The sequence below is a fragment of the Variovorax sp. KBW07 genome (assembly GCF_003852515.1).
GTDB lineage: Bacteria > Pseudomonadota > Gammaproteobacteria > Burkholderiales > Burkholderiaceae_C > Variovorax.
The window spans coordinates 69,885-89,137 of the sequence record NZ_QAJK01000029.1 but is presented as its reverse complement, the minus strand read 5'-3'; the positions used below and the strand labels follow the sequence as shown (position 1 = coordinate 89,137).

General features: G+C 65.9%; 20 protein-coding genes. 5 read left to right on the top strand and 15 right to left on the bottom strand.

Annotated elements, in window-relative coordinates:
* Positions 1–158: 158 nt before the first annotated feature.
* The 3 genes from DBV14_RS06675 to DBV14_RS06665 all read right to left on the bottom strand — a co-directional run bounded on the left by DBV14_RS06675 (position 159) and on the right by DBV14_RS06665 (position 3,092).
* Entirely contained in the window at positions 159–944 is a 786-nt protein-coding gene (locus tag DBV14_RS06675; RefSeq protein ID WP_124458411.1) for an IclR family transcriptional regulator, read from the bottom strand.
* Between the two features lie 249 nt (positions 945–1,193).
* Positions 1,194–2,195 carry a tRNA dihydrouridine(20/20a) synthase DusA gene (gene dusA, locus DBV14_RS06670; protein ID WP_124458410.1) on the bottom strand — a complete coding sequence of 334 codons (1,002 nt, stop codon included), beginning with the start codon at positions 2,193–2,195 and terminating at the stop codon, positions 1,194–1,196.
* Positions 2,196–2,537: 342 nt separating this feature from the next.
* The gene (locus DBV14_RS06665; protein ID WP_124458409.1) at positions 2,538–3,092 is read right to left on the bottom strand and encodes a hypothetical protein; all 555 of its coding nucleotides are present in this window, start codon (positions 3,090–3,092) and stop codon (positions 2,538–2,540) included.
* Between the two features lie 249 nt (positions 3,093–3,341).
* Here DBV14_RS06665 and DBV14_RS06660 point away from each other — a divergent pair, with 249 nt between their 5' ends.
* The 5 genes from DBV14_RS06660 (at position 3,342) to DBV14_RS06640 (ending at position 9,038) form a co-directional block, all read left to right on the top strand.
* Complete coding sequence (locus DBV14_RS06660; protein ID WP_124458408.1) at positions 3,342–4,181, top strand: DUF6502 family protein; 840 nt, start codon at positions 3,342–3,344, stop codon at positions 4,179–4,181.
* 5 nt (positions 4,182–4,186) lie between these two features.
* Positions 4,187–5,581 (top strand): DUF5666 domain-containing protein, encoded by a 1,395-nt coding sequence (locus tag DBV14_RS06655; protein ID WP_260396847.1) that lies wholly within the window; start codon positions 4,187–4,189, stop codon positions 5,579–5,581.
* A gap of 217 nt (positions 5,582–5,798) precedes the next feature.
* On the top strand, positions 5,799–6,278 hold the full coding sequence (locus tag DBV14_RS06650; protein ID WP_124458406.1) for a hypothetical protein: 480 nt from the start codon (positions 5,799–5,801) through the stop codon (positions 6,276–6,278).
* A gap of 332 nt (positions 6,279–6,610) precedes the next feature.
* The gene (locus tag DBV14_RS06645; protein WP_124458405.1) at positions 6,611–8,305 is read left to right on the top strand and encodes a sensor histidine kinase; all 1,695 of its coding nucleotides are present in this window, start codon (positions 6,611–6,613) and stop codon (positions 8,303–8,305) included.
* A gap of 43 nt (positions 8,306–8,348) precedes the next feature.
* Positions 8,349–9,038 (top strand): response regulator transcription factor, encoded by a 690-nt coding sequence (locus DBV14_RS06640; protein ID WP_124458404.1) that lies wholly within the window; start codon positions 8,349–8,351, stop codon positions 9,036–9,038.
* Positions 9,039–9,094: 56 nt separating this feature from the next.
* Here the strand turns inward: DBV14_RS06640 and DBV14_RS06635 are convergent, their stop codons facing one another.
* From DBV14_RS06635 to cpaB, 12 genes are all read right to left on the bottom strand, one after another.
* A complete protein-coding gene (locus DBV14_RS06635) occupies positions 9,095–10,015 on the bottom strand; it encodes a type II secretion system F family protein (RefSeq protein WP_260396846.1) in 921 nt (306 codons plus the stop codon).
* A 12-nt stretch (positions 10,016–10,027) separates the two neighbouring features.
* Entirely contained in the window at positions 10,028–11,020 is a 993-nt protein-coding gene (locus DBV14_RS06630; RefSeq protein ID WP_124458403.1) for a type II secretion system F family protein, read from the bottom strand.
* 9 nt (positions 11,021–11,029) lie between these two features.
* Positions 11,030–12,400 carry a CpaF family protein gene (locus DBV14_RS06625; RefSeq protein WP_124458402.1) on the bottom strand — a complete coding sequence of 457 codons (1,371 nt, stop codon included), beginning with the start codon at positions 12,398–12,400 and terminating at the stop codon, positions 11,030–11,032.
* 40 nt (positions 12,401–12,440) lie between these two features.
* A complete protein-coding gene (locus tag DBV14_RS06620) occupies positions 12,441–13,592 on the bottom strand; it encodes an AAA family ATPase (RefSeq protein ID WP_124458401.1) in 1,152 nt (383 codons plus the stop codon).
* A 19-nt stretch (positions 13,593–13,611) separates the two neighbouring features.
* On the bottom strand, positions 13,612–14,040 hold the full coding sequence (locus DBV14_RS06615; protein ID WP_124458400.1) for a TadE/TadG family type IV pilus assembly protein: 429 nt from the start codon (positions 14,038–14,040) through the stop codon (positions 13,612–13,614).
* Positions 14,037–14,495, bottom strand: coding sequence for a TadE/TadG family type IV pilus assembly protein (locus DBV14_RS06610; RefSeq protein ID WP_124458399.1), 459 nt, complete (start codon positions 14,493–14,495; stop codon positions 14,037–14,039). The genes DBV14_RS06615 and DBV14_RS06610 overlap by 4 nt, the downstream gene beginning before the upstream one ends.
* A gap of 5 nt (positions 14,496–14,500) precedes the next feature.
* Positions 14,501–15,769: a pilus assembly protein TadG-related protein gene (locus tag DBV14_RS06605; RefSeq protein WP_124458398.1), complete on the bottom strand. Its 1,269-nt coding sequence runs from the start codon at positions 15,767–15,769 to the stop codon at positions 14,501–14,503.
* A 124-nt stretch (positions 15,770–15,893) separates the two neighbouring features.
* A complete protein-coding gene (locus DBV14_RS06600) occupies positions 15,894–16,073 on the bottom strand; it encodes a Flp family type IVb pilin (protein ID WP_124458397.1) in 180 nt (59 codons plus the stop codon).
* 106 nt (positions 16,074–16,179) lie between these two features.
* A complete protein-coding gene (locus tag DBV14_RS06595; protein ID WP_124458396.1) occupies positions 16,180–16,389 on the bottom strand; it encodes a Flp family type IVb pilin in 210 nt (69 codons plus the stop codon).
* A 137-nt stretch (positions 16,390–16,526) separates the two neighbouring features.
* Positions 16,527–16,820 carry a hypothetical protein gene (locus DBV14_RS06590; RefSeq protein WP_124458395.1) on the bottom strand — a complete coding sequence of 98 codons (294 nt, stop codon included), beginning with the start codon at positions 16,818–16,820 and terminating at the stop codon, positions 16,527–16,529.
* An 11-nt stretch (positions 16,821–16,831) separates the two neighbouring features.
* Entirely contained in the window at positions 16,832–18,370 is a 1,539-nt protein-coding gene (locus DBV14_RS06585; protein ID WP_124458394.1) for a type II and III secretion system protein family protein, read from the bottom strand.
* A 25-nt stretch (positions 18,371–18,395) separates the two neighbouring features.
* The gene (gene cpaB / locus DBV14_RS06580; RefSeq protein WP_124458393.1) at positions 18,396–19,235 is read right to left on the bottom strand and encodes a Flp pilus assembly protein CpaB; all 840 of its coding nucleotides are present in this window, start codon (positions 19,233–19,235) and stop codon (positions 18,396–18,398) included.
* Positions 19,236–19,253: the final 18 nt, after the last annotated feature.

The window sequence follows — 19,253 nt, the reverse complement described above, 5'->3', positions numbered from 1 at the left end:
TGGTGTACCGCTGATCAACGACCACTCTGATGACGCTCACGCGGATGGTGTGCTCTGCGCAGCGAAATAAAGGAGGAGCGAAGCGGGGGACATTCGCGGAGCAGAGCACACCGTCGGCGTGAGCGGCGCCCTGAACGGCCCCAGCAGCCGCCCTGCAGTCAGCCGTTGCTACCCGTACCAACCTCGGCAGCAATGCGCTTCGCAGTGACCAGCAGATGCGGCGCCACGCGCGTGAGCATCACCTCCCTCGGCAGCAGGTAGGCCGGCCCGCCACAACTCACCGCATAGCGTTCACCGCGCGGACCGTCCAGCGCAAAGCCCAGGGCGTGAATGTGCGGATGCCACTCGCCGAACGAACTGCAGTAGCCCTCGCGGGCGTATTCCTCGAGGCCGGCCATCAGCCGGGGCTCCACCGAAGGCCAGTTCTCGCCGCTCTCCAGGCGGATCTTGTCCAGCAGCGTTGCCTGCTCGTCGGCGGGCAGGGCCGCAAGGTAGGCCCGGCCGCCGGCCGAGGTGACGATCGCCATGCGCGTGCCCACCTCGATACGCGAACTGATCACCGCCGAACGTGGCCGCAGCGAATCGATCACCAGCACGTCCAGCTCGTCGCACACCCCGATGTGCACACTTGCGCCCGCGAACTCCGAAAGCTCCGACAGATGCGGGCGCGCCACCGTCCGCAGATCGAAATGCCGCAGGTAGCGGCTGCTCATGTCCAGCAGCGCCGGCCCCAGGCTGAAACGCTCGCTGTCTTGCGACTGCCGCAAATAGCCCGCGCCCACCAGCGTTGCCGTGAGACGCGACACCGTGGCCTTGGGAATACCCGTCGTGTCGGCCAATTCCCGGTTACCCATCGGCCCACCCGACATGCCGATCATCTTGAGGAGTGCCAAGCCGCGTGCGAGCGCGCTCACTTCTTCTTTGCTGCCAACAGCTTCGCTCATATTGCAGAACCTTTTTTTGTGTTTCCCTGACGCTCTTTATTCTTCAGCAAAAAGTGGTGCCGCAGTCACACTTGTTATTACATTGTTTTGAAACATCGTTTTATAAAAACAATGGAAAACATCTAGGGAATGGGCTCCTGCAGGCCCTCCCTCATGCGACGGTGCAAGCGTGCGTGCTCCCATGAAACACCCGCGAAGGTGTTTCATGTGTCCAGGGAAACGTGGGTGCCGACCGTGTCGGCGCGTGGCTCAGGCGACCTGTGCCACTGGCTCGTGCGCGAGCGCCATCACCTCGTGCGGCGGGCGCGTCTTGAGCTTGTGGTCGCTCCAAACCTGGCGCCAGCGGCGGGCACCCGGCAGGCCATTGCGCAGGCCCAGCATGTGGCGCGCAATCGACCACCAGTTGGTGCCGTGCTCGGCCGCGTCGCGCACCATGTAGTCGCACATCAGCGACTCGACCTCTTCGCGCGTCAGCACTTGGGGCGCGGCACCGAAGAACTCGGCGTCCCACTCGGCCAGCCACCAGGGGTTGTGGTACGCCTCGCGCCCGACCATCACGCCATCGAGCAGCCGCAGGTGCTCGTGCACCTGCGCGTTGACGGAGATGCCGCCGTTGATCGAAAAGTTCAGCGACGGAAAGTCGTGCTTGAGCCGGTGCACCAGCGCATAGCGCAGCGGCGGGATCTCGCGGTTCTGCTTCGGGCTCAGGCCCTGCAGCCACGCGTTGCGCGCATGCACGATGAAGGTCCGGCAACCGGCCTCGCTGACCTTGCCGACGAAGTCGCGCACGAACTCGTAGCTCTCGATCTTGTCGATGCCGATGCGATGCTTGACCGTGATCGGCACGTCGGTCACGTCGACCATCGCCTTCACGCAGTCGGCCACCAGTTGCGGCTCGTTCATCAGGCAGGCGCCGAAGGCACCGCGCTGCACGCGCTCGCTCGGGCAGCCGCAGTTGAGGTTGATCTCGTCGTAGCCCCACTCTTCGCCGAGCTTGGCGCAATGCGCCAGGTCGGCCGGCTCGCTGCCGCCGAGCTGCAGGGCCACGGGGTGTTCTTCGGCGTGGAAGCGCAGGTGCCGGGGCACGTCGCCATGGATGAGCGCACCGGTGGTCACCATCTCGGTATAGAGCAGCGCGTGACGCGACAGCAGGCGGTGGAAGTACCTGCAATGACGATCGGTCCAATCCATCATGGGCGCAACGGACAGGACTTTTTCTTTTAAATTCAACAACTTGGCGCTATCACTCATACATTTGAAATCCCTCGTGTGCACTTCCATTCGCTTGGGCGGTGCATACACACAGCGCACACGAAGCTCCCACCTTCAAGCAGCGTCCGTCCGACACAAGGGTGTCTGCGCGAGCAGGACGTTTCAGCGGCACAAGAACATCCGGGAGCAGGCTCTGCCAGCCGAGCGCCGCATCGGTCCGGGTGAACCGGCAAGCCAGCCGTTCGATCTGCATGGTGCCTACATGAAGGAAGTGCTGCGAGCCCACCCGCGTGGACATCGGCTACATCAAGCGGGTAGTTTCTCACGCTGCAATGGTTCACGGGACTCGCGTCAGATAGAGCCCCGCGCAACCTCATTCAATCAACGCAGCCTGCTCCCTTTGTCCTCGGGACCCGGCAAGAACCAATCCAGATCCGTGTCGGCCCCGCAAGAGGGACACCTGATCACTAGGTTCCGGCCTGGCCAGACCCGCATCCGCTGTTGATGGGAATGGCATCGGCTCGCGGCCTTCTCCGCAAGCACCACGCTGGCGTGCTTCAGCGAGTAGACGGAGTACGTGACCTGATCGTCCACGATGAACTCGTTGCGGGAAAGGAAGCCGGCGATGAAGCCGCTCGCAGGAAAAAGCACGCTCGAACCGGGGACCTCCGGCCAGAAGAAACGGGTGGCGGTTTCCGCGGGCGCGCGCACCAGGTGCATCGCGTCGCTCAGCTGAGCCGGCTCGAATTCGAGATACGCGTCGCACGTCTTCCTGACGGTGCGGCAGACGCCATTCAACGGGTCGGGGATCAGCACACCCGTTCCGTGCTGCTGGGTGCACAGCTTGGTCAGGGTCGCGCCCGGCCTGACACCCGCTCTGAGAGCGTGCAAGCCGGCTCGCAAGCTTTCGAAGTCTCTGGTCAGGTTCGGGTTCATGGTTTCAGTGTGCGCACGTCGCGCAGAGACCGAAAGGGACATTTGCCCTGCGATTTGTCCTGCTCCAGGCAGGCCTTCCGGCTTCGGCCTCGTCCATTTGGCCAATGGCATTAGCACGGGATGACGGCAAACAGTAGTCCAAAGCTTTCACATCAGCGCGGTTGCGCAGGAGAATAGCTACCGACTGGTCGGCGGCCGGCGCTGCGGACCTCATTTCGAAACGCACCTTCAGGAATAACGCTCGCCTCCATGGAACACCACCGGCTGGAATGGGCCCTTGCCGCCTGTGCTCGCATCCTTCGCCCGGTGGTAAGGCTCGCCCTCGCAATGGGGGTCAAGCACCCCCACCTGGAGAAGCTGCTGCGCGACCTGCTGATCGAGGAAGCGCAGCGAAGCTGGCGCAGCCAGGGTGTGCCCATGCCCAACCTGAGCCAGTTGTCGGTCACGACCGGCCTGAACCGCAAGGCCGTGACCGCCAAGGTCCGGGCCACTGCCGACCCCCTGCCCCACACCGAACTGTCGGCAGCAGCCAAGACTTTCACGTTGTGGCTGCAGATGCTTACCCAGGACGACTCCTTCCGGCGCCTGCCCATCACAACAGCAGGCAATGCCGTGCCCTCTTTCGAGACAGTGGCGCGCATGAGCAGCCGCGGCAATGTGCACCACCGGACCATCCTCGATGAGCTGGTGCGCCTGAACATGGTGAGCGAGGGCGAAGGCGTGGTCGAGCTCACGAGCGACGGCTTCGTGCCGGTCGAAGACCTGCAGTCCATGCTCGCCTTCCTTGGCGACAACGGCCGCGACCATCTGCTGGCAGCCGTCTCCAACACGCTGGGCGAAGAGCCCAGGATGCTCGAGCGCGCGGTGTACGCGCGCGGGCTCACGCTACGTGAATGCGAGCAGATCCAGCACATGGTCCGGGAACGCTGGGCCGTGCTGCATCACGAACTGGCGCAAGAGATGACACGGGCGGTCGACCACGCCCCTGCCGGCGCCAGGGGGCGCATACGGGTCGGCATCTACACCTACTACGAAGACGAGGGCGCGCCTGTGCCGCCCCGTCCGACTGAAAGGGAGCCCAAGCCATGAACGCGATGAAGACACCCCGCCGGCTCATGCTCGGCTTTTTGTCCGTCGGCCTCATGGCCCTGCTGCTGTCCTGCGGCGGCGGGGGAGGAGGAGGCGGCAGCGGTGCCCCAGTGGCCGGCGTCGGCTTCGGCGCCGGGGGCATCCCATCGACGGGCAATGGAACGGACTCTCCCGCGGGAACGGGAACGGGAACGGGCTCCACCGGCGATACCGCTGGCACGGGTGGTACTGGCGGTACTGGCGGTGCGGGCGGTGCGGGCGGTACGGGTGGCAACACAAGCACTGCCGGCAACAGCGGCACGGACGGCTCCGGCGTGGGTTCGGGCGGCACCGGCGTGACGGCCGACGCCGCCGGCATCGGTGCGGCGGACGGCCTGGGCAGCATCATCCTCAACGGCCTGCGCTACAACACCGACAGCGCCACCATTACCGTCGAAGACGCCACGGAGTTGCAGATCGGCATGAGCGCGCGGATCGCCGGCAAGGTCGACGCCGACTTCAACAACGGCATCGCCACGCAAGTCATGTCGGCGGCCGAGCTGCGGGGCGCGGTATCGGGCATCGATACCTCGGCCGGCACCTTCGTCGTGATGGGCATCAGCGTGAGCGTGGACCAGGCCACCGTCTGGGCCGATGCGAACGGGCTGGCGGACGTCCGCGCGGGCAGCATCATCCAGGTGTGGGGCCTGCCGGGCGCACCAGGCACGCTGCGCGCCACGCGCATCCTGATCGCACCCGCGCTGACCGCGCCTCTGGTCACGGGGACGGTGCAGAACCTCGACACCGTGAACAAGACCTTCACGCTCGGCCTGCTGACGATCGACTTCAACAGCGCCGCCTTCACGGGCATGAACGCATCGTCGCTGGCCAACGGCATCATCGTGCGCGCCCGCGGCACCACCGCTCCGGTTGCGGGGCGGCTCACGGCCACGACGGTGCAGGGCTGGTATGCCATTCCTACCGGCGACGGCATCGCCGTCCAGCTGGCGGGCGTCATCACCGACTTCGCCTCGCGCGGCGCCTTCAAGGTCCTGGGCACACCGGTCGACGCCACCAACGGGCAGATCACGGGCGGCCCCGCGAACTCGCTCGGCAACGGCGTGAAGGTCGAGGTCGACGGCTTCATGTCCGGCGGTGTGCTGGTGGTGAAGAAACTGCGCATCCGCAACGTTCCGGGCACCGGCGGCCCCGCCTCGTTCACGCTGATCGGCGCCATCGGCGCTTACCAGTCACCGGCCAGTTTCAGGGTCCGCGGCCAGCCCGTGGACGCCAGCGGCAGCGGCGTGGTCTTCGAGAACGGCACCGCCGCGAACCTGGGCAACGGCCAGCGCGTGACTGTCGTGGGAGATCGGGTGGTCGACGGCGTGCTGATCGCCCAGCGGGTCACGTTCACACCCTGACCTGACGCCAGCTCCGGGGCGTCCGCACTGCCGGGCGCCCTTTTCATTCGCGGCTTTATTCCGCGACTTTCTTCACGAAATCTCGCCCACGGCCCTTAGGCCGTGGCGGGCTCTCTATCGACAAGGCCTGGCGGCCGATGTACAACTAAACAATTAAAAGTGAAAAATTCACATTTAATTGGCCAGCAGCCCGGACCTCGCAAAGAAAGGAGCATGTATGCCGCTCACCCTTCTCCTTCGACTCCTGCACGCGAAGTTCCCGGTCATGCTCACGACCGATGCGGACATCCGGAACGCATCGGTGCTGCTGGCCACCGGGCTGGTGGAAGCTGAATTCCACCATGACCATTTCGGCTACCAGCAGTACGAAAGTGCCCTTGTGTTCGGCATCACCGACGAAGGGCACGCGGAGATCGTCAACCTGCAGGCCGGCGGCGCCACAGTTGCCGCCGAAGACCAGCAATGGCCGCTCATGCCGCTCGACTACCTGCGCAAGATCGGCCATTCGGTCTTCCCCCTGCACATCGAAGATCCGGCGGAGATCAACTCCGTGGCCGTGCTGAACGCGGCCGGCATGGTCGAAGCCATGCTTCCCCCGACTTGCCGCGCCCGCCAGCCCCAGCTGAAGTTCAAGCAGGCGGTGGTCCTGCGGGTCACGCCCCTGGGGCAGACAGCGCTGGTCGAGCGGCGGATGTAGGTCCGGGAGCAGCCGGTGGCAGCCTCGCCGCTTCGCATCGAACGGGTACCTGCAAATAGCGCCTTCTTCGCCGATAGGCGGGGCAATTCCTTTCGGCGGGCACTCGAAACGAGCCCTCAACGGTCAATATGTTACTTTGAGTAACAGTCGTCACAGACCCTCCTGGCACCCGGACCTCCATTGTTTTCGACAACGAAAGTAGTAATGTGAAACCTTCACATACATCGCTTTCTGGTGCGAAAAATGAATTCCAAAATGACACCCCAGAGCTTTGCCGCCCACGGCCGACAGGCTCGCTTCGCCTGACACGGCGCGTGCCGAGGACCTTTTCCATGCTGGCCCGCACCGCTTCCCCCGACGTCGACGCAAGCGTCGCCACGGATGCCCTCATGGTGGCCCGCATGCGGCTGGTGCTGTCGGTTTCCGCGCTGCTGGCTGTCGTGGTCGAAGCCGGAGACCACCGCCAGCAGATCCCCAACGCGGTCTGGCTGGCCTTTTCGGGTTACGTCCTGCACAGCCTGCTGGTGTACGCGTGCACGCGAACGGGCCGCCCGTACTTCCAGGGCAAAACCATCCATTGGTCCGACGTGCTGTGGTTCACGCTGATCATCTACATGACCGACGGCGTCCAGAGCCTTTTCTTCCTGTTCTACTTCTTCGCGATCCTCACCTCCTCGTTCCGCTGGGGTTTCGAGGAAGGCGCCCGCGTGACGGTCGCATCGGTCGCGTCGTTCGCCGCCTGCGGCCTGGCCACGAACACGGAGGCCGGCGACGCGCCCCAGTTGCTGATGCGCACCACGTTCCTGCTGGCGCTGGGGCACATGATCGTGCACTGGGGCGGCTCCAAGCTGGGCCTGCAGCGGCGCCTGGCACTGCTGGGCGATGTCAGCCAGCTGTCGAACCCCCGCTTCGGGGCCGGCCGCACCATCGCCCGCACGATGGAAAAAACGCTGGCCTTCTTCAGGGCCAGCCACTGCATCCTGCTCACGCGAGACACCGCCACCGGCAACTGGATCCTGCGCACGCTGCGCAAGAACGACGCCTGCGAACACGTCAGCGTCGAGACGATCGGCCGCCTGGCCGAATCGCCGCTCATGGCGCTGATGGCGCTGACGTCGGGCCACACCGTGCTCAGCAACCGCCTGCCCTGGCCCTTGAATCGCCTGTGCGCGCAAAGCCATGTCTTCGAAGCCTGCGAAAACAACTGGCGTGCAGATGACGAGGAAGGCGCGCAGCGCTGCGCCGCCGTGGCAGCCATGCTGGAGGCTCGCGGCTTCATCAGCGCCCCGCTGCCGATGCGGCTGGGCGAAGGCCGGGTCTTCGTGTCGTCCCGCGACGGACTGTTCAACAAGTCCGATGCGCTGTTCCTGGCGCATCTCATGGAACAGATATTTCCGGTCATCGAAACCATCGAGGTGCTCGACCGGATGGCCTCCGAAGCTGCCTCGGCCGAGCGCCTGAAGTTCGCGCTGGACCTGCACGACACGGCCGTGCAGCCGTACATCGGCCTGCGCATGGGCCTGTGCGCGCTGCGCAAGAGAGCGGCCGCCGACAACCCGCTGCGCGAAGACCTCGACAAGCTCGCCAGCGTGGCCGACGGCGTGATCGCCGACCTGCGCCGCTACGCCGGCACGGTCAGAAACGGTGCGAACAGCTCCTGCGGGCTCGTGCTGCCCCATTTGCATCGCCAGGCCGCGCGGATCAACGGGCTCTATGGCATCGACATCGCCATCACCGTCGATGAGCCGGTCCAACTGGACGACCGCATGACCGCGGAGGTCCTGCAGTTGGTGGGCGAGGGGCTGAACAACATCTGCAAGCACACCCATGCGCGCCACGGCAGCGTTCGCCTCGGCTGCAAGAACGGGCGGCTGCTGTTGTGCATCGAGAACGAAGCCTGCGAAGAGAGCTTCACGAAGTTCCGTCCGCGCTCCATCACCGAGCGCGCCGCGGCGCTCGGCGGGCAGGCACAGGTTCATCAGTGCGCCAACGGCGGCACCGCGGTGCTGGTGGAAATTCCGATCTGAAGAACAGCTCCATAACAACCCGAAGAACAGCGAGGAATCCGTCATGCAACCTGTTGCTCATTCCATCGGCGTCCTGCTCGTGGACGACCACCAGACCATGCTGTGGGGCCTGTCCAGGCTCATCGACGGCGAACAGCCGCGCATGCATGTCGTAGGCACGGCCCGCTGCTGCGAAGACGCGGTGGCGACCTCGGAAGATCTCGCGCCCGACGTCATCGTGCTCGACCTGGACCTGGACGGCCACTGCGCCATCGACATCCTGCCCCGGCTCCTGTCGAACGAGGTGTCGCGCGTGGTCGTGCTCACCGGGGAACGCGAACAGCGCACGCTCGACCTTGCCGTGCTGCACGGCGCGCGCGGCGTGATGCGCAAGGATGCCTCGGCGCAGGAAGTGCTCGATGCCATCGAGCGCGTCTACCACGGGGAGCTTTGCGTCGATGCGCAAACCATGGGCCGTGTCTTCTCCGAGCTGACCTCGGTGAAGAAGCCGCCGAAGGCCGACCCCGACGCCGCCAGGCTCGCAAGCCTGACGCACAAGGAACGGGAAATCGTCCGGGTCGTCGTGGAGGGCAGCGGCGCCTCGAACAAGGCACTGGCGTCGAAGCTCTTCGTCACCGAGCACACGCTGCGCAACCACCTCACCTCGATCTACCAGAAGCTCGACGTGACGAACCGCCTCGAGCTGTACGTGTACGCGATGAGGCACCAGTTCGACACGACGCCGGTGCACTGAAAAACGCACCGCGCCGAGTTGCCTCAAGCCCCAGAGCGAGGGGCACCCGGCTCGACTCAAGACCCGCTCAGCATCGGGCCGATCATCCGCACGACGCGAATCATCGCCGGCGTGAGGATCACCATCGAGATGCACGGAAAGATGCACAGCACCAGCGGCAGCAGCATCTTGGTCGGCACCTTGGCCGCCAGCTCTTCCGCGCGAACCTGGCGCTTGTGGCGCAGGTCTTCGGAGAACACGCGCAGCGATTCACCGATGCTGGTGCCGAACCGGTCCGATTGGGTCAGCATGGTCGCGAAGGTGCTGATCTCTTCCACGCCCGTGCGCAGCGCGAGGTTGCGCAGCGACTTCTCGCGCGTAGCACCGGCGCGCATTTCGAGGTTGGTCCAGTGCAGCTCCTGCGCGAGCGCCATGCTCTTGACCTGGATCTCCTCGGTGACCTTGGCCAGGCCGGCATCGAGCCCCAGCCCTGCTTCGACGCACACGAGCATCAGGTCGGCGGCGTCGGGGAAGTTCTCGAATATCTCGCGGCGGCGCGCGCGAATGAGCAGGCGCAGCACCAGGTTGGGCAGGTAGCAGCCGGCCAGCGCCGCCACCGCAAGCCACAGCAGCATCACGGTGCGGTCTTCCGCGGCCCCGGTCGCCCGCATCGCCAGGAATGCGAGCGCCGCAAAGCCCAGCGGCAACAGCGTCTTCAGGCCGAAGTACACGAGGTAGGCGTCCGGGTGGCGGATGCCCGCGTTCAGGAAGCGCACCCGCAGCGGCGACAGATCGGCGTCGCTGGTGGGCGAGGACAACTGCGCGAAAGGACCGACGATCTTGACGGCGGTCTCGGCCCAGGCCGACTTGCCGGCCGCCGGCGCCACCGCCTGCAGGCGCTGCGCGGTGCGCGTCGGCGACAACCAGACCGCCAGGCCGCCGATGGCCAGCGACACGGCCAGGAAAACCAGGATGGGAAACAGCATGGTGATGGTCATGGCCCTTCTCCTTCAGACGCGGATCTTCGCGATCTTGCGCAGCAGCACGACGCCCACGAACATCAGTGCCAGCATGTACTTGAGCACCGTCTGCCCGATCGGGTCCGTCCACAACGGCGCCATGAACTCGGGGTTGAAGATGTTCATGAGCGCCGCCAGGGCGAACGGCATGAGCCCCAGTATCCAGGCCGACAGCCGCCCTTCCGACGACAGCACCCGCACCCGCGCGAGCAGCTTGAGCCGGTCGCGGATGAGCTTGCTCAGGTTGCCCAGCACCTCGGTCAGGTTGCCGCCGGAGTCGCGCTGGATCAGCACCGACACCACGAAGTAGCGCAGGTCGGTGAGCGGCACGCGCTCGCTGAGATTGGTCAGCGCCTGCTGCAGCGAAACGCCGAAATTCACTTCGTCGGCGACCATGCGGAACTCGCTGGCAATCGGGTCGGGCATTTCCTCGCCGATCATCTGCACGCCGCTCGCGAACGCGTGCCCCGCGCGCAGGGCGCGCGTCACCAGGTCCAGTGCATCCGGCAGTTGCCGCTCCATGCGGGCCAGCCGACGGCTGCGTTGGCGCTGCAGGTAGAACACCGGAAGCATCGCCGCACCGATCCCGATGGCGAGCGACAGAAGCGCCGGCTGGTGCGCCATCCCTGCCGCCACGAAAAATGCGAGCACGCCGAGCGTGCCGCACGCCAGCAGGAAGCTCGAAACAGTCCAGTCCAGCCCCGCCTGCAGGATGAAGCGGTCCAGCCGGTGCGCCCGCGGTAGCGTCAGCAGCATGCGCTGCAACCACGGCACCTCGCTGAGCATGCGCTCCTTGACCAGGTGGGCTTGCGGCGTGCGGTCGATCGCGGCGGAAAACGCCTGCAACCGCTTCTCGATCTTGCGCGCCTCGGGACCCTTGTACGAGCGCCACAGCAGGTACAGGCCCTCGATCATGAGCAGCACGGTCACGAAGACCAGCACGGTGACGGTAATGAGGGTGTGCCCCCCCAGGTTGTCGAACATGATGGTCTCCTATTCGTAGTGCTTGCCGGGCTCGAACATGGTGTCGGGCAGGTCCACGCCGTACACGTGCAACCGCTCCGCGAATTTCGGCCTGACGCCCGTCGCATGGAAATGGCCGCGCACCTGGCCGTCGGGGCCCATGCCTGTCTGGTGGAAGGTGAAGATCTCCTGCATGGTGATCACCTCGCCCTCCATGCCGGTGATCTCCTGGATGCTTGTGACCTTGCGCCGCCCGTCCACCAGCCTCAAGACCTGCACCACCACGGTGATGGCCGACGCGATCTGCTGGCGCACGGTGCGGTGCGGCAGGTTCAGGTTCGCCATGCCGATCATGTTTTCCAGCCGCGAAAGCGCATCGCGCGGCGTGTTGGCGTGGATGGTGGTCAGCGAGCCTTCGTGGCCGGTGTTCATTGCCTGCAGCATGTCGACCGCCTCGGCGCCGCGCACCTCGCCGATGACGATGCGGTCGGGCCGCATGCGCAACGCATTGCGCACCAGCGCGCGCTGCGTGATCTCGCCCTTGCCCTCGATGTTCATCGGCCGCGTTTCCATGCGCGCCACGTGCGGCTGCTGCAGCTGGAGCTCCGCCGCATCCTCGATGGTGATGATGCGTTCGCTCGGCGGAATGAAGCCCGAGAGAATGTTCAGCAGCGTGGTCTTGCCGGCGCCCGTGCCGCCGGAAATGAGCATGTTGACCTTGGCCTGGGCCAGCCCCTCCAGCATCTGCGCCATCGGCGGCGTCAGCGTCTTGAGCTCGTTCACCAGGTTCTCCATGCGCAGCGGGATCTTCGCGAAACGCCGGATCGACATCATCGGTCCGTCGAGCGCCACCGGCGAAATGACGGCGTTCACGCGCGAGCCGTCGGGCAGCCGCGCATCGACCATGGGGCTGGACTCGTCGATGCGCCGCCCCACCAGCGAGACGATCTTGTCGATGATGCGCAGCAGGTGCTTCTCGTCGGTGAAGCTGACGTTGGTCAGCTCCAGCCGGCCCCGGCGCTCGACATAGATCTTCTCGTGTGAATTGACCAGGATGTCCGATACCGTAGGGTCCGCCATCAACAGCTCGATCGGCCCGAAGCCGAGCATCTCGTGCTGGATGTCGCGGATCAGCGTGCGCCGCTCGATGTCGTTGAGCGCCTCGGGCTCTTCCTGCAGCAGCCGCGTGACCATGGTCGAGATTTCCTGGCGCAGCACGTCGGGTTTCAGGGTCTCGAGCGCCGCCAGGTCGAAGCGGTCCAGCAGCTTCAGGTGCATGCGCTCCTTCAGCAGCTTGTAGGAATCCGACGCAAAGGGTGCCGCGGCAAGGTCTACCGCATGCCCGCCTGGCCGCCCGGCGGGGTCGGCCTCGATCGCATTGAGCTGTTCTCTGAATGACATGGGAACCTGCCTTGCTGTTGAATGAAGAATGAACCTTTGCTCAGGCGCGGCGGAAGAGCCGCCCGATGAAGCCGGGCGCAGCCTCCTGCCGCGGACTGAGCGTGTGAGCAATCTCGGCAAGCCGCTTGGCGAGCGCGCTGCCGCGCGACATCTCAACCAGCGGCACGCCCCGGTTGATGGACGTGTCCACGTCCTTGCCGCCGTCCGGCACGATCGAGAGCGTCGCGCCCACCAGCGAGCGCCGCATGTCGGACAGCCCGATCTCCCCGCCGCCGGCGCTGCGGTTCACGAGCAGCTCGACCTTGCCGGGTGCGTAGCCCAGCGACTTGAACACCTGCATCAGGCGCGTCACGTTGCGGATGTGCGGCAGGCTCGGCTGCAGCACGGGAAAAATGCGGTCCGCGCGGTCCAGCACCCGGATCGAGAGCGTGTCGATGCGCGGGCCCAGGTCGAACAGCACGAAGTCGTACATCGGCTGCGCAACCTGCAGGATCGCGTCGATGTGCTCTGCCTTGACATCCATCGCGCGCGAAAGATCGTCGGGCGCCGGCAGGATGCTGAAGCCCGGCGCCACGCGCACGACGCTGGCCGCGAGCAGCGAAGCGTCGAGGCGGGCGATGTCGCGCGCAACGTCCGCCATGGTCGAGCTCGGCCGCATATCGCTCACATACGACAACGCGTCGCCGAACTGCAGGTTCAGGTCGATCAGCAGCACCGAGCGCCCGCGCGAGAGCTGGTAGCCGATGTTGGTGGCCAGGAAGGTCGCGCCGCTGCCGCCCTTGCACGGCATGAACGCCACCACCTGGCCGGGGCTGCGCGCCTGCGTGCCGGCCATCTTGAGCGCGATGCGCTCGACGGCGGCCTCGAGCGCGGCGGTGTCCGAAGGCGACGGCAGCACCTCGCGCACACCCGCGCGCATCGCGTGGATCAGGAACTCCGGCGTCTGCATGGCGCACAGCAGCACCACCGCGATCGCAGGGTGCTGCAGCGTGAGCTTCTCCACGAGCACGAGCTCCTGGAGGTCGCAGCACATGCCGTCGACCAGCAGCAGGTCAGGCGCGGCCTTCTCGACGACCCACTGCATGCGGCTCTTGCCGCCCTCGAACAGCGACACCTGGTGAGAGCGCCCCTCGAGGACCTTGCGCATGTCCTGCAGGTGGTTCGGATTGGGGGAAATGATGGCGATCTTCATGGTCGTGTCCGGTACGTTGCTAGGAGCAGATGGCCGCGCTGTTCGGGTCCTTGCGCATGACCTCGCGCGGCAGGTAGGTCGAGAACCCTGGCATGGGGATCAGCGGCCCGGCGACGCCCACGATGGGAGAAATCCACTGGTAGTTCAGGCCGGTGATGCTGACGGTGACACCCTGGCACGTGGCGGCCGTGCAGCCCGAAGGCGCCCACGCCACCGACACCGTGTTGATCTGCGGCATCAGCGCCTTCATGCGGGCCAGCACCTGGGCCTGGTAGGCGGTGTCGTCGCACACCACCGCGTACCGGGCTCCCGCGCGCGTGGCCTCCTGGGCCGCGCTCCACATGAACAGCATGCGCGAGAAGTCGACGATGCCCAGCACCAGCATCAGGAAGATGAGCAGGCCCAGCGCGAACTCGACGGTGGTCGCGCCGTTGACGTGGTGTCTCATGATGGCGCCCTCATGGTGGCGGTGATGTCGCTGAAGACGATGTTGCCGTTCACACCCGTGAGAGCGACACCCATCACCGAAGGGAACAGCGAATGAAAGGAGTAGCTGCTGACGCGCACCGTGACCGTGGTGATGATCGGGCTCGCACCGGCCGACTGCCAGGTGCAGCAACTGCCGGCCGGCACGTTCGAAAGGCTCAGCCCGCGCGCCAGCGGCGTCCCGGTGCCGGCCGTGTTGCCGTACACGATCAGGTTGCGCGCCTCGGTGACGTGCGTGTTGGGTGTCTGCACCGACAGGTAGCGCACCGCGTCGCGGGTGGATTTGACGACCGCGTTGTACTCGTACACCGCACGGCCGAACTCGGTGGTGATGAAGGTCAACAACAACAGCAGCGGCATGATGAACGCCAGCTCGATCAGCGCGGCGCCATGCTGGGTGCGACGGGACTTTTTCATGATGCTCACCTCACCAGGACCGGAACCAGCGGGCCTGCCGATCCACCGGCCAGCCCGCTGGTGGTGCAGGGGCTGCTGGGGGCTCCCGCGTTGCCGAGAAATTCCAGCTGCGTGTCGGTCATCGGAATGCTCAGCGGCTGCAGCATCAGCATGCAGAGGTAGTCGATGACGCGGTTGCCGCCGTCGATGACCGGCACCGTGACGAAGCGGCGGTCAAGGCCGTACTGCATGTGGCCTCCGGCCACGTTGCCGGGATTGGCCAGCTTCTGGAAACTGTTGAGCGACAGCCCGGTGATCGATTCGCAGCTGTTCGCGCCCTTCACTTTGGTGCCTGTGTCGGCGCACGAAGCAAAGGCGGCCCGCTTGGTCACGAAGTTCTGGGCCGTGCCGCCCCCACCCGGGGCCGGGCCGTTGTAGGCGTTGAACTGCGCGGGCCAGTTCAGCGAGGTGTAGGCATAGCCGGTGTAGTCGGGCCTGTCCACGCTGGGGTCGCCGCTGTTCTTGTAGATGCCGAAGCGATAGTTCCAGGTGTCGGCCACCGAGGTCTGCACGCCGGGAGTGCCCACCGTATCGCCCACCTTGGCGCCGCAACGGCCGTTCAGTTCGGCCTCGGTTTCCGAGGCGCTGTTGCTGCCGTCGAGGTTGGCCCAGCCGATCTGGCCGCCCGCGGCAGCGTTCTGCGCCATGATGAGCGTCACCCATTCACCGACGGCAAAGCCGTAGTTCGGCGCCGTGCCGCCCGCCTTCGGCTTCGCCGCGACCGGAATGGGGCATGCGCTCTGTGCGCTCGCACGGGTGGCAACCGCGCTGGCGGCCACGCTGCGTGTCGCGGGGTTGCCGGCGGTATCGCCCGAGAAGGCACCCACGGCCTGCATCAGCCACATCCTGATGTTGGGCTGGCTGTGCGCGCACTGCGCGTAGACGGCCGCGGTGGGAACGCTCGTGGGCGCATAGGAAGCGTCGCGGAACGTGACTTCAGCGGCCACGATCTGGCCCTGCCCGCCCCAGGTGGCCGACTGCATGTTCACCCGGTTCGCGTTGCCGGCCGTCTGGCCGGCGCTCTTGCCCCGCGTGATCGCCGAGCTCGTCTTGTCGAGCTCGCGCGCCGCGGCCAGCGCGCAACTGTCCACCGCCGTCTGCAGCTCGGTCCGGACGACGAACAGGTGGCCGAAATCGAGCGCGATGCCCATGAAGCCCAGCATGAACAACAGGAACAACGCGGCGGTGACGATCATCGCGCCACGCTGGCGGCGATGGGTGCGGTTGGCTTTCATGATCGGTCTTCCTGTGGGGGGTGATGACCTCGGCTCTTGTGGAGAAACAGTCACTTGGAAGCGAATGAAGGGGTGGCGCAAAGCGGGCCGGTGGCCCCGGCCCGCTCCCCTCCCCGAACGCCATTCAGACGCAGGGTCCCGGCCCGTTCAGGCACACGTTCAGGCGACCGATGAAGTTCGTGAAGGGCGCCCCGCTGGCGAGCAACTGCAGCGCAACGACCAGCGCAATGGAAACGACGGCGATGATCAGCGCGTACTCCACGACCTGGGCACCGCTTTCGTCTTTCAGAAATTTCTTGAGCATGGTGATGACCTCGGTTCGTTGTGGGAAAGAGTCAGGTGGAAGCGGATGAAAAGGTGGAGCGGAGCGAATCGGAAAACCCGGCCCGCTCCTCTCCCCCGAACGCCACTTACACGCAGGGCCCCGGCCCGTTCAGGCACGTGTTGACGCGAGCGATGAAGTTCGTGAACGTGGCGCCCGTGGTGAGCGCCCTCAATGCAATGACCAGCGCGATGGAAACGACCGCGATGATCAGCGCGTACTCGACGACTTGTGCGCCCTCTTCCTCGAGCATGAAGCCGCGTGTCGATTGGCCGATGGCCTGGAGAAAGTTTTTCATGGTTCTTTCCTATCAAGGTTTGAACAGTTGGAAATCGGGTTTGAAAAAGAGTGGTGGTGGAAAAAGTTCGTTGCAGTTCGTGGCGTTCTCCTTTCCATGTGAAGACTCGTGTGAATGAATCCGCGCAACGCGGCCTGTCACTTCCCCGAGCCGCCCCCCTGGCTACCGATGCCGCCGCCGATGTTGATGACGTTGATCGCCGGCGGTGGCGTCTTGTAGGACTCGTGGTACTGGTTCATCGACTCGCGCGCCGCGCGGCCGTCCATGCCCGCAACCGGGTCGCCGTTCTTGCCGGCGTCCGGGTTCACCGTCATCTTTTTCCTGGCGTCGCGCACCGCGTCGCCGAAGCGCGCGTCGTAGTTGGGCGTGACATGCGAGCAGCCGGTTGCAAAGAGGCATGCGAGCGCTACGGTGGTCGATCTGATGAACATGGCGGTACTCCTCACGGGGTTGCGCTGGCCGGGGCGGCCGGTGCCGGGGTGGCGCTTTCGAGGGCGCCGTTCAGGTAGACCTCGGCGCGGCTGGGTACGACGTGGTTGTCCGTCGGGACCCGCGGCGACTCGGCCAGCGGGCGAACCAGGCGCGGCGTGATGACGAACATCAGCTCGGTCTGCTCGTTCTGGAATTCGGTGCTGCGGAACAGCGCCCCCATGACCGGTACTTCGCCCAGGCCCGGATAGCGCTTGACGCTCTCCGTCACGTTGCTCTTGATGAGCCCGGCAATGACGAAGCTCTGCCCGTCGTTGAGCTGCACGGTGGTGTCGGCGCGGCGCACCGTGAGGGACGGCAGCACCGCGGTAACGCCCCCGACCGTCGTGAACGGCGAACCGGTCTGCGACAGGTCCGACACCTCGGACACCATCTTCAGGTTGACCCGGTCGCCGTTGAGCACCGTCGGGGTGAACTTGACGCCGATGCCGAACTCTTTTTCCTCCAGCGTGATGTTCGTCCCGCTGCCGCCGCCGGCGCTCTGCGCCACCGGAATGAAGATCTTGCCGCCCGACAGGAAGCTGGCCTGCTGGCCACTGATGGCCATGATGTTGGGCTCCGCAAGAATGCGCACCAGCCCGTCGTCTTTCTGGCCGTCGATGGTCAGCGAGGTGCGGCCGATGCGCAGCGCCTGGACCAGGCCCGCGCCCGAGCTCAGGAAATTGGAAATCAGCGAGTAGTTGTTCTGGCCACCGCTGCCGCTGCGCGCAAGACCGACGCTCGCGCCCAGCCGGTCGAGCAGCGTCTTGCTGACCTCGGCGATCTTCACTTCGAGCATCACCTGCTGCGGCCTGGAGACGCGCATCAGGTTCACCACCTTCTTTCCATCGGCGCCGTAGGCCGCCGCCAGGCTCATCACGTCGTCGAGCTTGAGCGCATCGCTGAGCTCACCCGTGAGCACGATGGAGCGCTCGGCGCTGCGCACGCGGATGCCGCGCTCTTCGGGCATCAGCTCGGCAAGCTTGGCCTGCAGCGCCATCGGATCGATGGTGACGATCACGTCCTTGATGTAGCAGGTGCCGTCGGCGCTTTGCAGCACGACGTTCATCGAGCCCGCCTGGCGGCCGCGAAAGAACAGGTCGGTCGGGCTCAGCAGCGTCACGTCGATGTCGGCGATGCCTTCGCCCGAATTCGCGTTGGCGGCCGGTGCGGCCGGCTGCATGCCCGCCGGAACGGCCGCGGCCGAAGCCGCGGTCGCCCGGTTCGGGGGCTGCCCGCTCACCACGATGCGCACCACGCGCGCCCGCAGCGGAATGACCACCGATTTGCCGAGCACGGCCTGGGTCGGCTGGTCGTCCGGAATGATGGCCGTGCAGCGCCGGCTGGCGGGTGCGTTGCCCGCCGCTGCCGCCGGGGGCGCAGCTGCAGCAGCAACTGGCATGGTGGCCGAGGCCGGGGCGGCCGCCACGACGTCCGCGGCCATGGCGGCGGGAGCCGCCACTGTCGCGAGGGTCGCCAGCAGACGGGCGAGTGTTGTTGAAAGATGGCGCACTTGGTGTTCCTCCTTGCGAACCGGATCAGAAACAGGCGAGCGAGCGGGCCGCGTTCTGGATGACCTCCACGCACTCGGACGGCTGCGCGGCGGGGCCTGCGCGATGGACACGGGGACGGACCGGGGCCGGGGCCGCTGCGGTAGAGACCTGCACCACGGCCTTCTCGCCGAACAGCTGGCCCTTGGTGATGCCGCCGGTGGAGACCGTGGTCTTGTCCATCTGGTTGCGCAGCACCAGGGACAGCGTGCCCACGCTGCGTGCCAGGTCGAGCTTTTCAGAATCTTCGAGCGAGAGTTCGAGCGTCACGGCGCTGACGACCTTGGGCTTGGTGTCGTCGCGGTTGGCCTCTTGCGCCACCGCCAGCACCAGCACTTTCTCGAGCACCGTCTTGCTGATCTGCAGCGCGTCTTCGCCGCGGCCCTTGTCCTGCTGGGCGTTGACCATCACGTCGACGTAGTTGCCCGGCAGCGCGAAACCGGCGACGCCCACCACGTCGTTGACGCGCACCGTCATGGCCCGCTTGCCGGAGGCAATCACCGCCGACAGGCCGCCCTGGGTGCCCACCGGTGCCAGCTTGCCTTCGATGATGGCTTCGCCGCGCAGCACGCCGACCTTCACCACGCGGTCGTCCAGCGCCTTGACTTCACTGAACGAGCCGTTCGGCACGGAGCCGCTGGGCCAATCGACCGTGGACAGCATCTGCGCGTTGACGCGGCTGCCCAGCTCGATATCGACGGCCGCCACCACGACCTTGTTGGACGCGATGCCGCTTTGCCTGGAGATCCACCCGGCCGCATAGACCGCGGCCGCCAGCCCCGTCAGAAGGGCCAGAAGGATCAGCCCGATCGCCTTGATGTTCTTCATGTGAACCTCCGTCGCAGG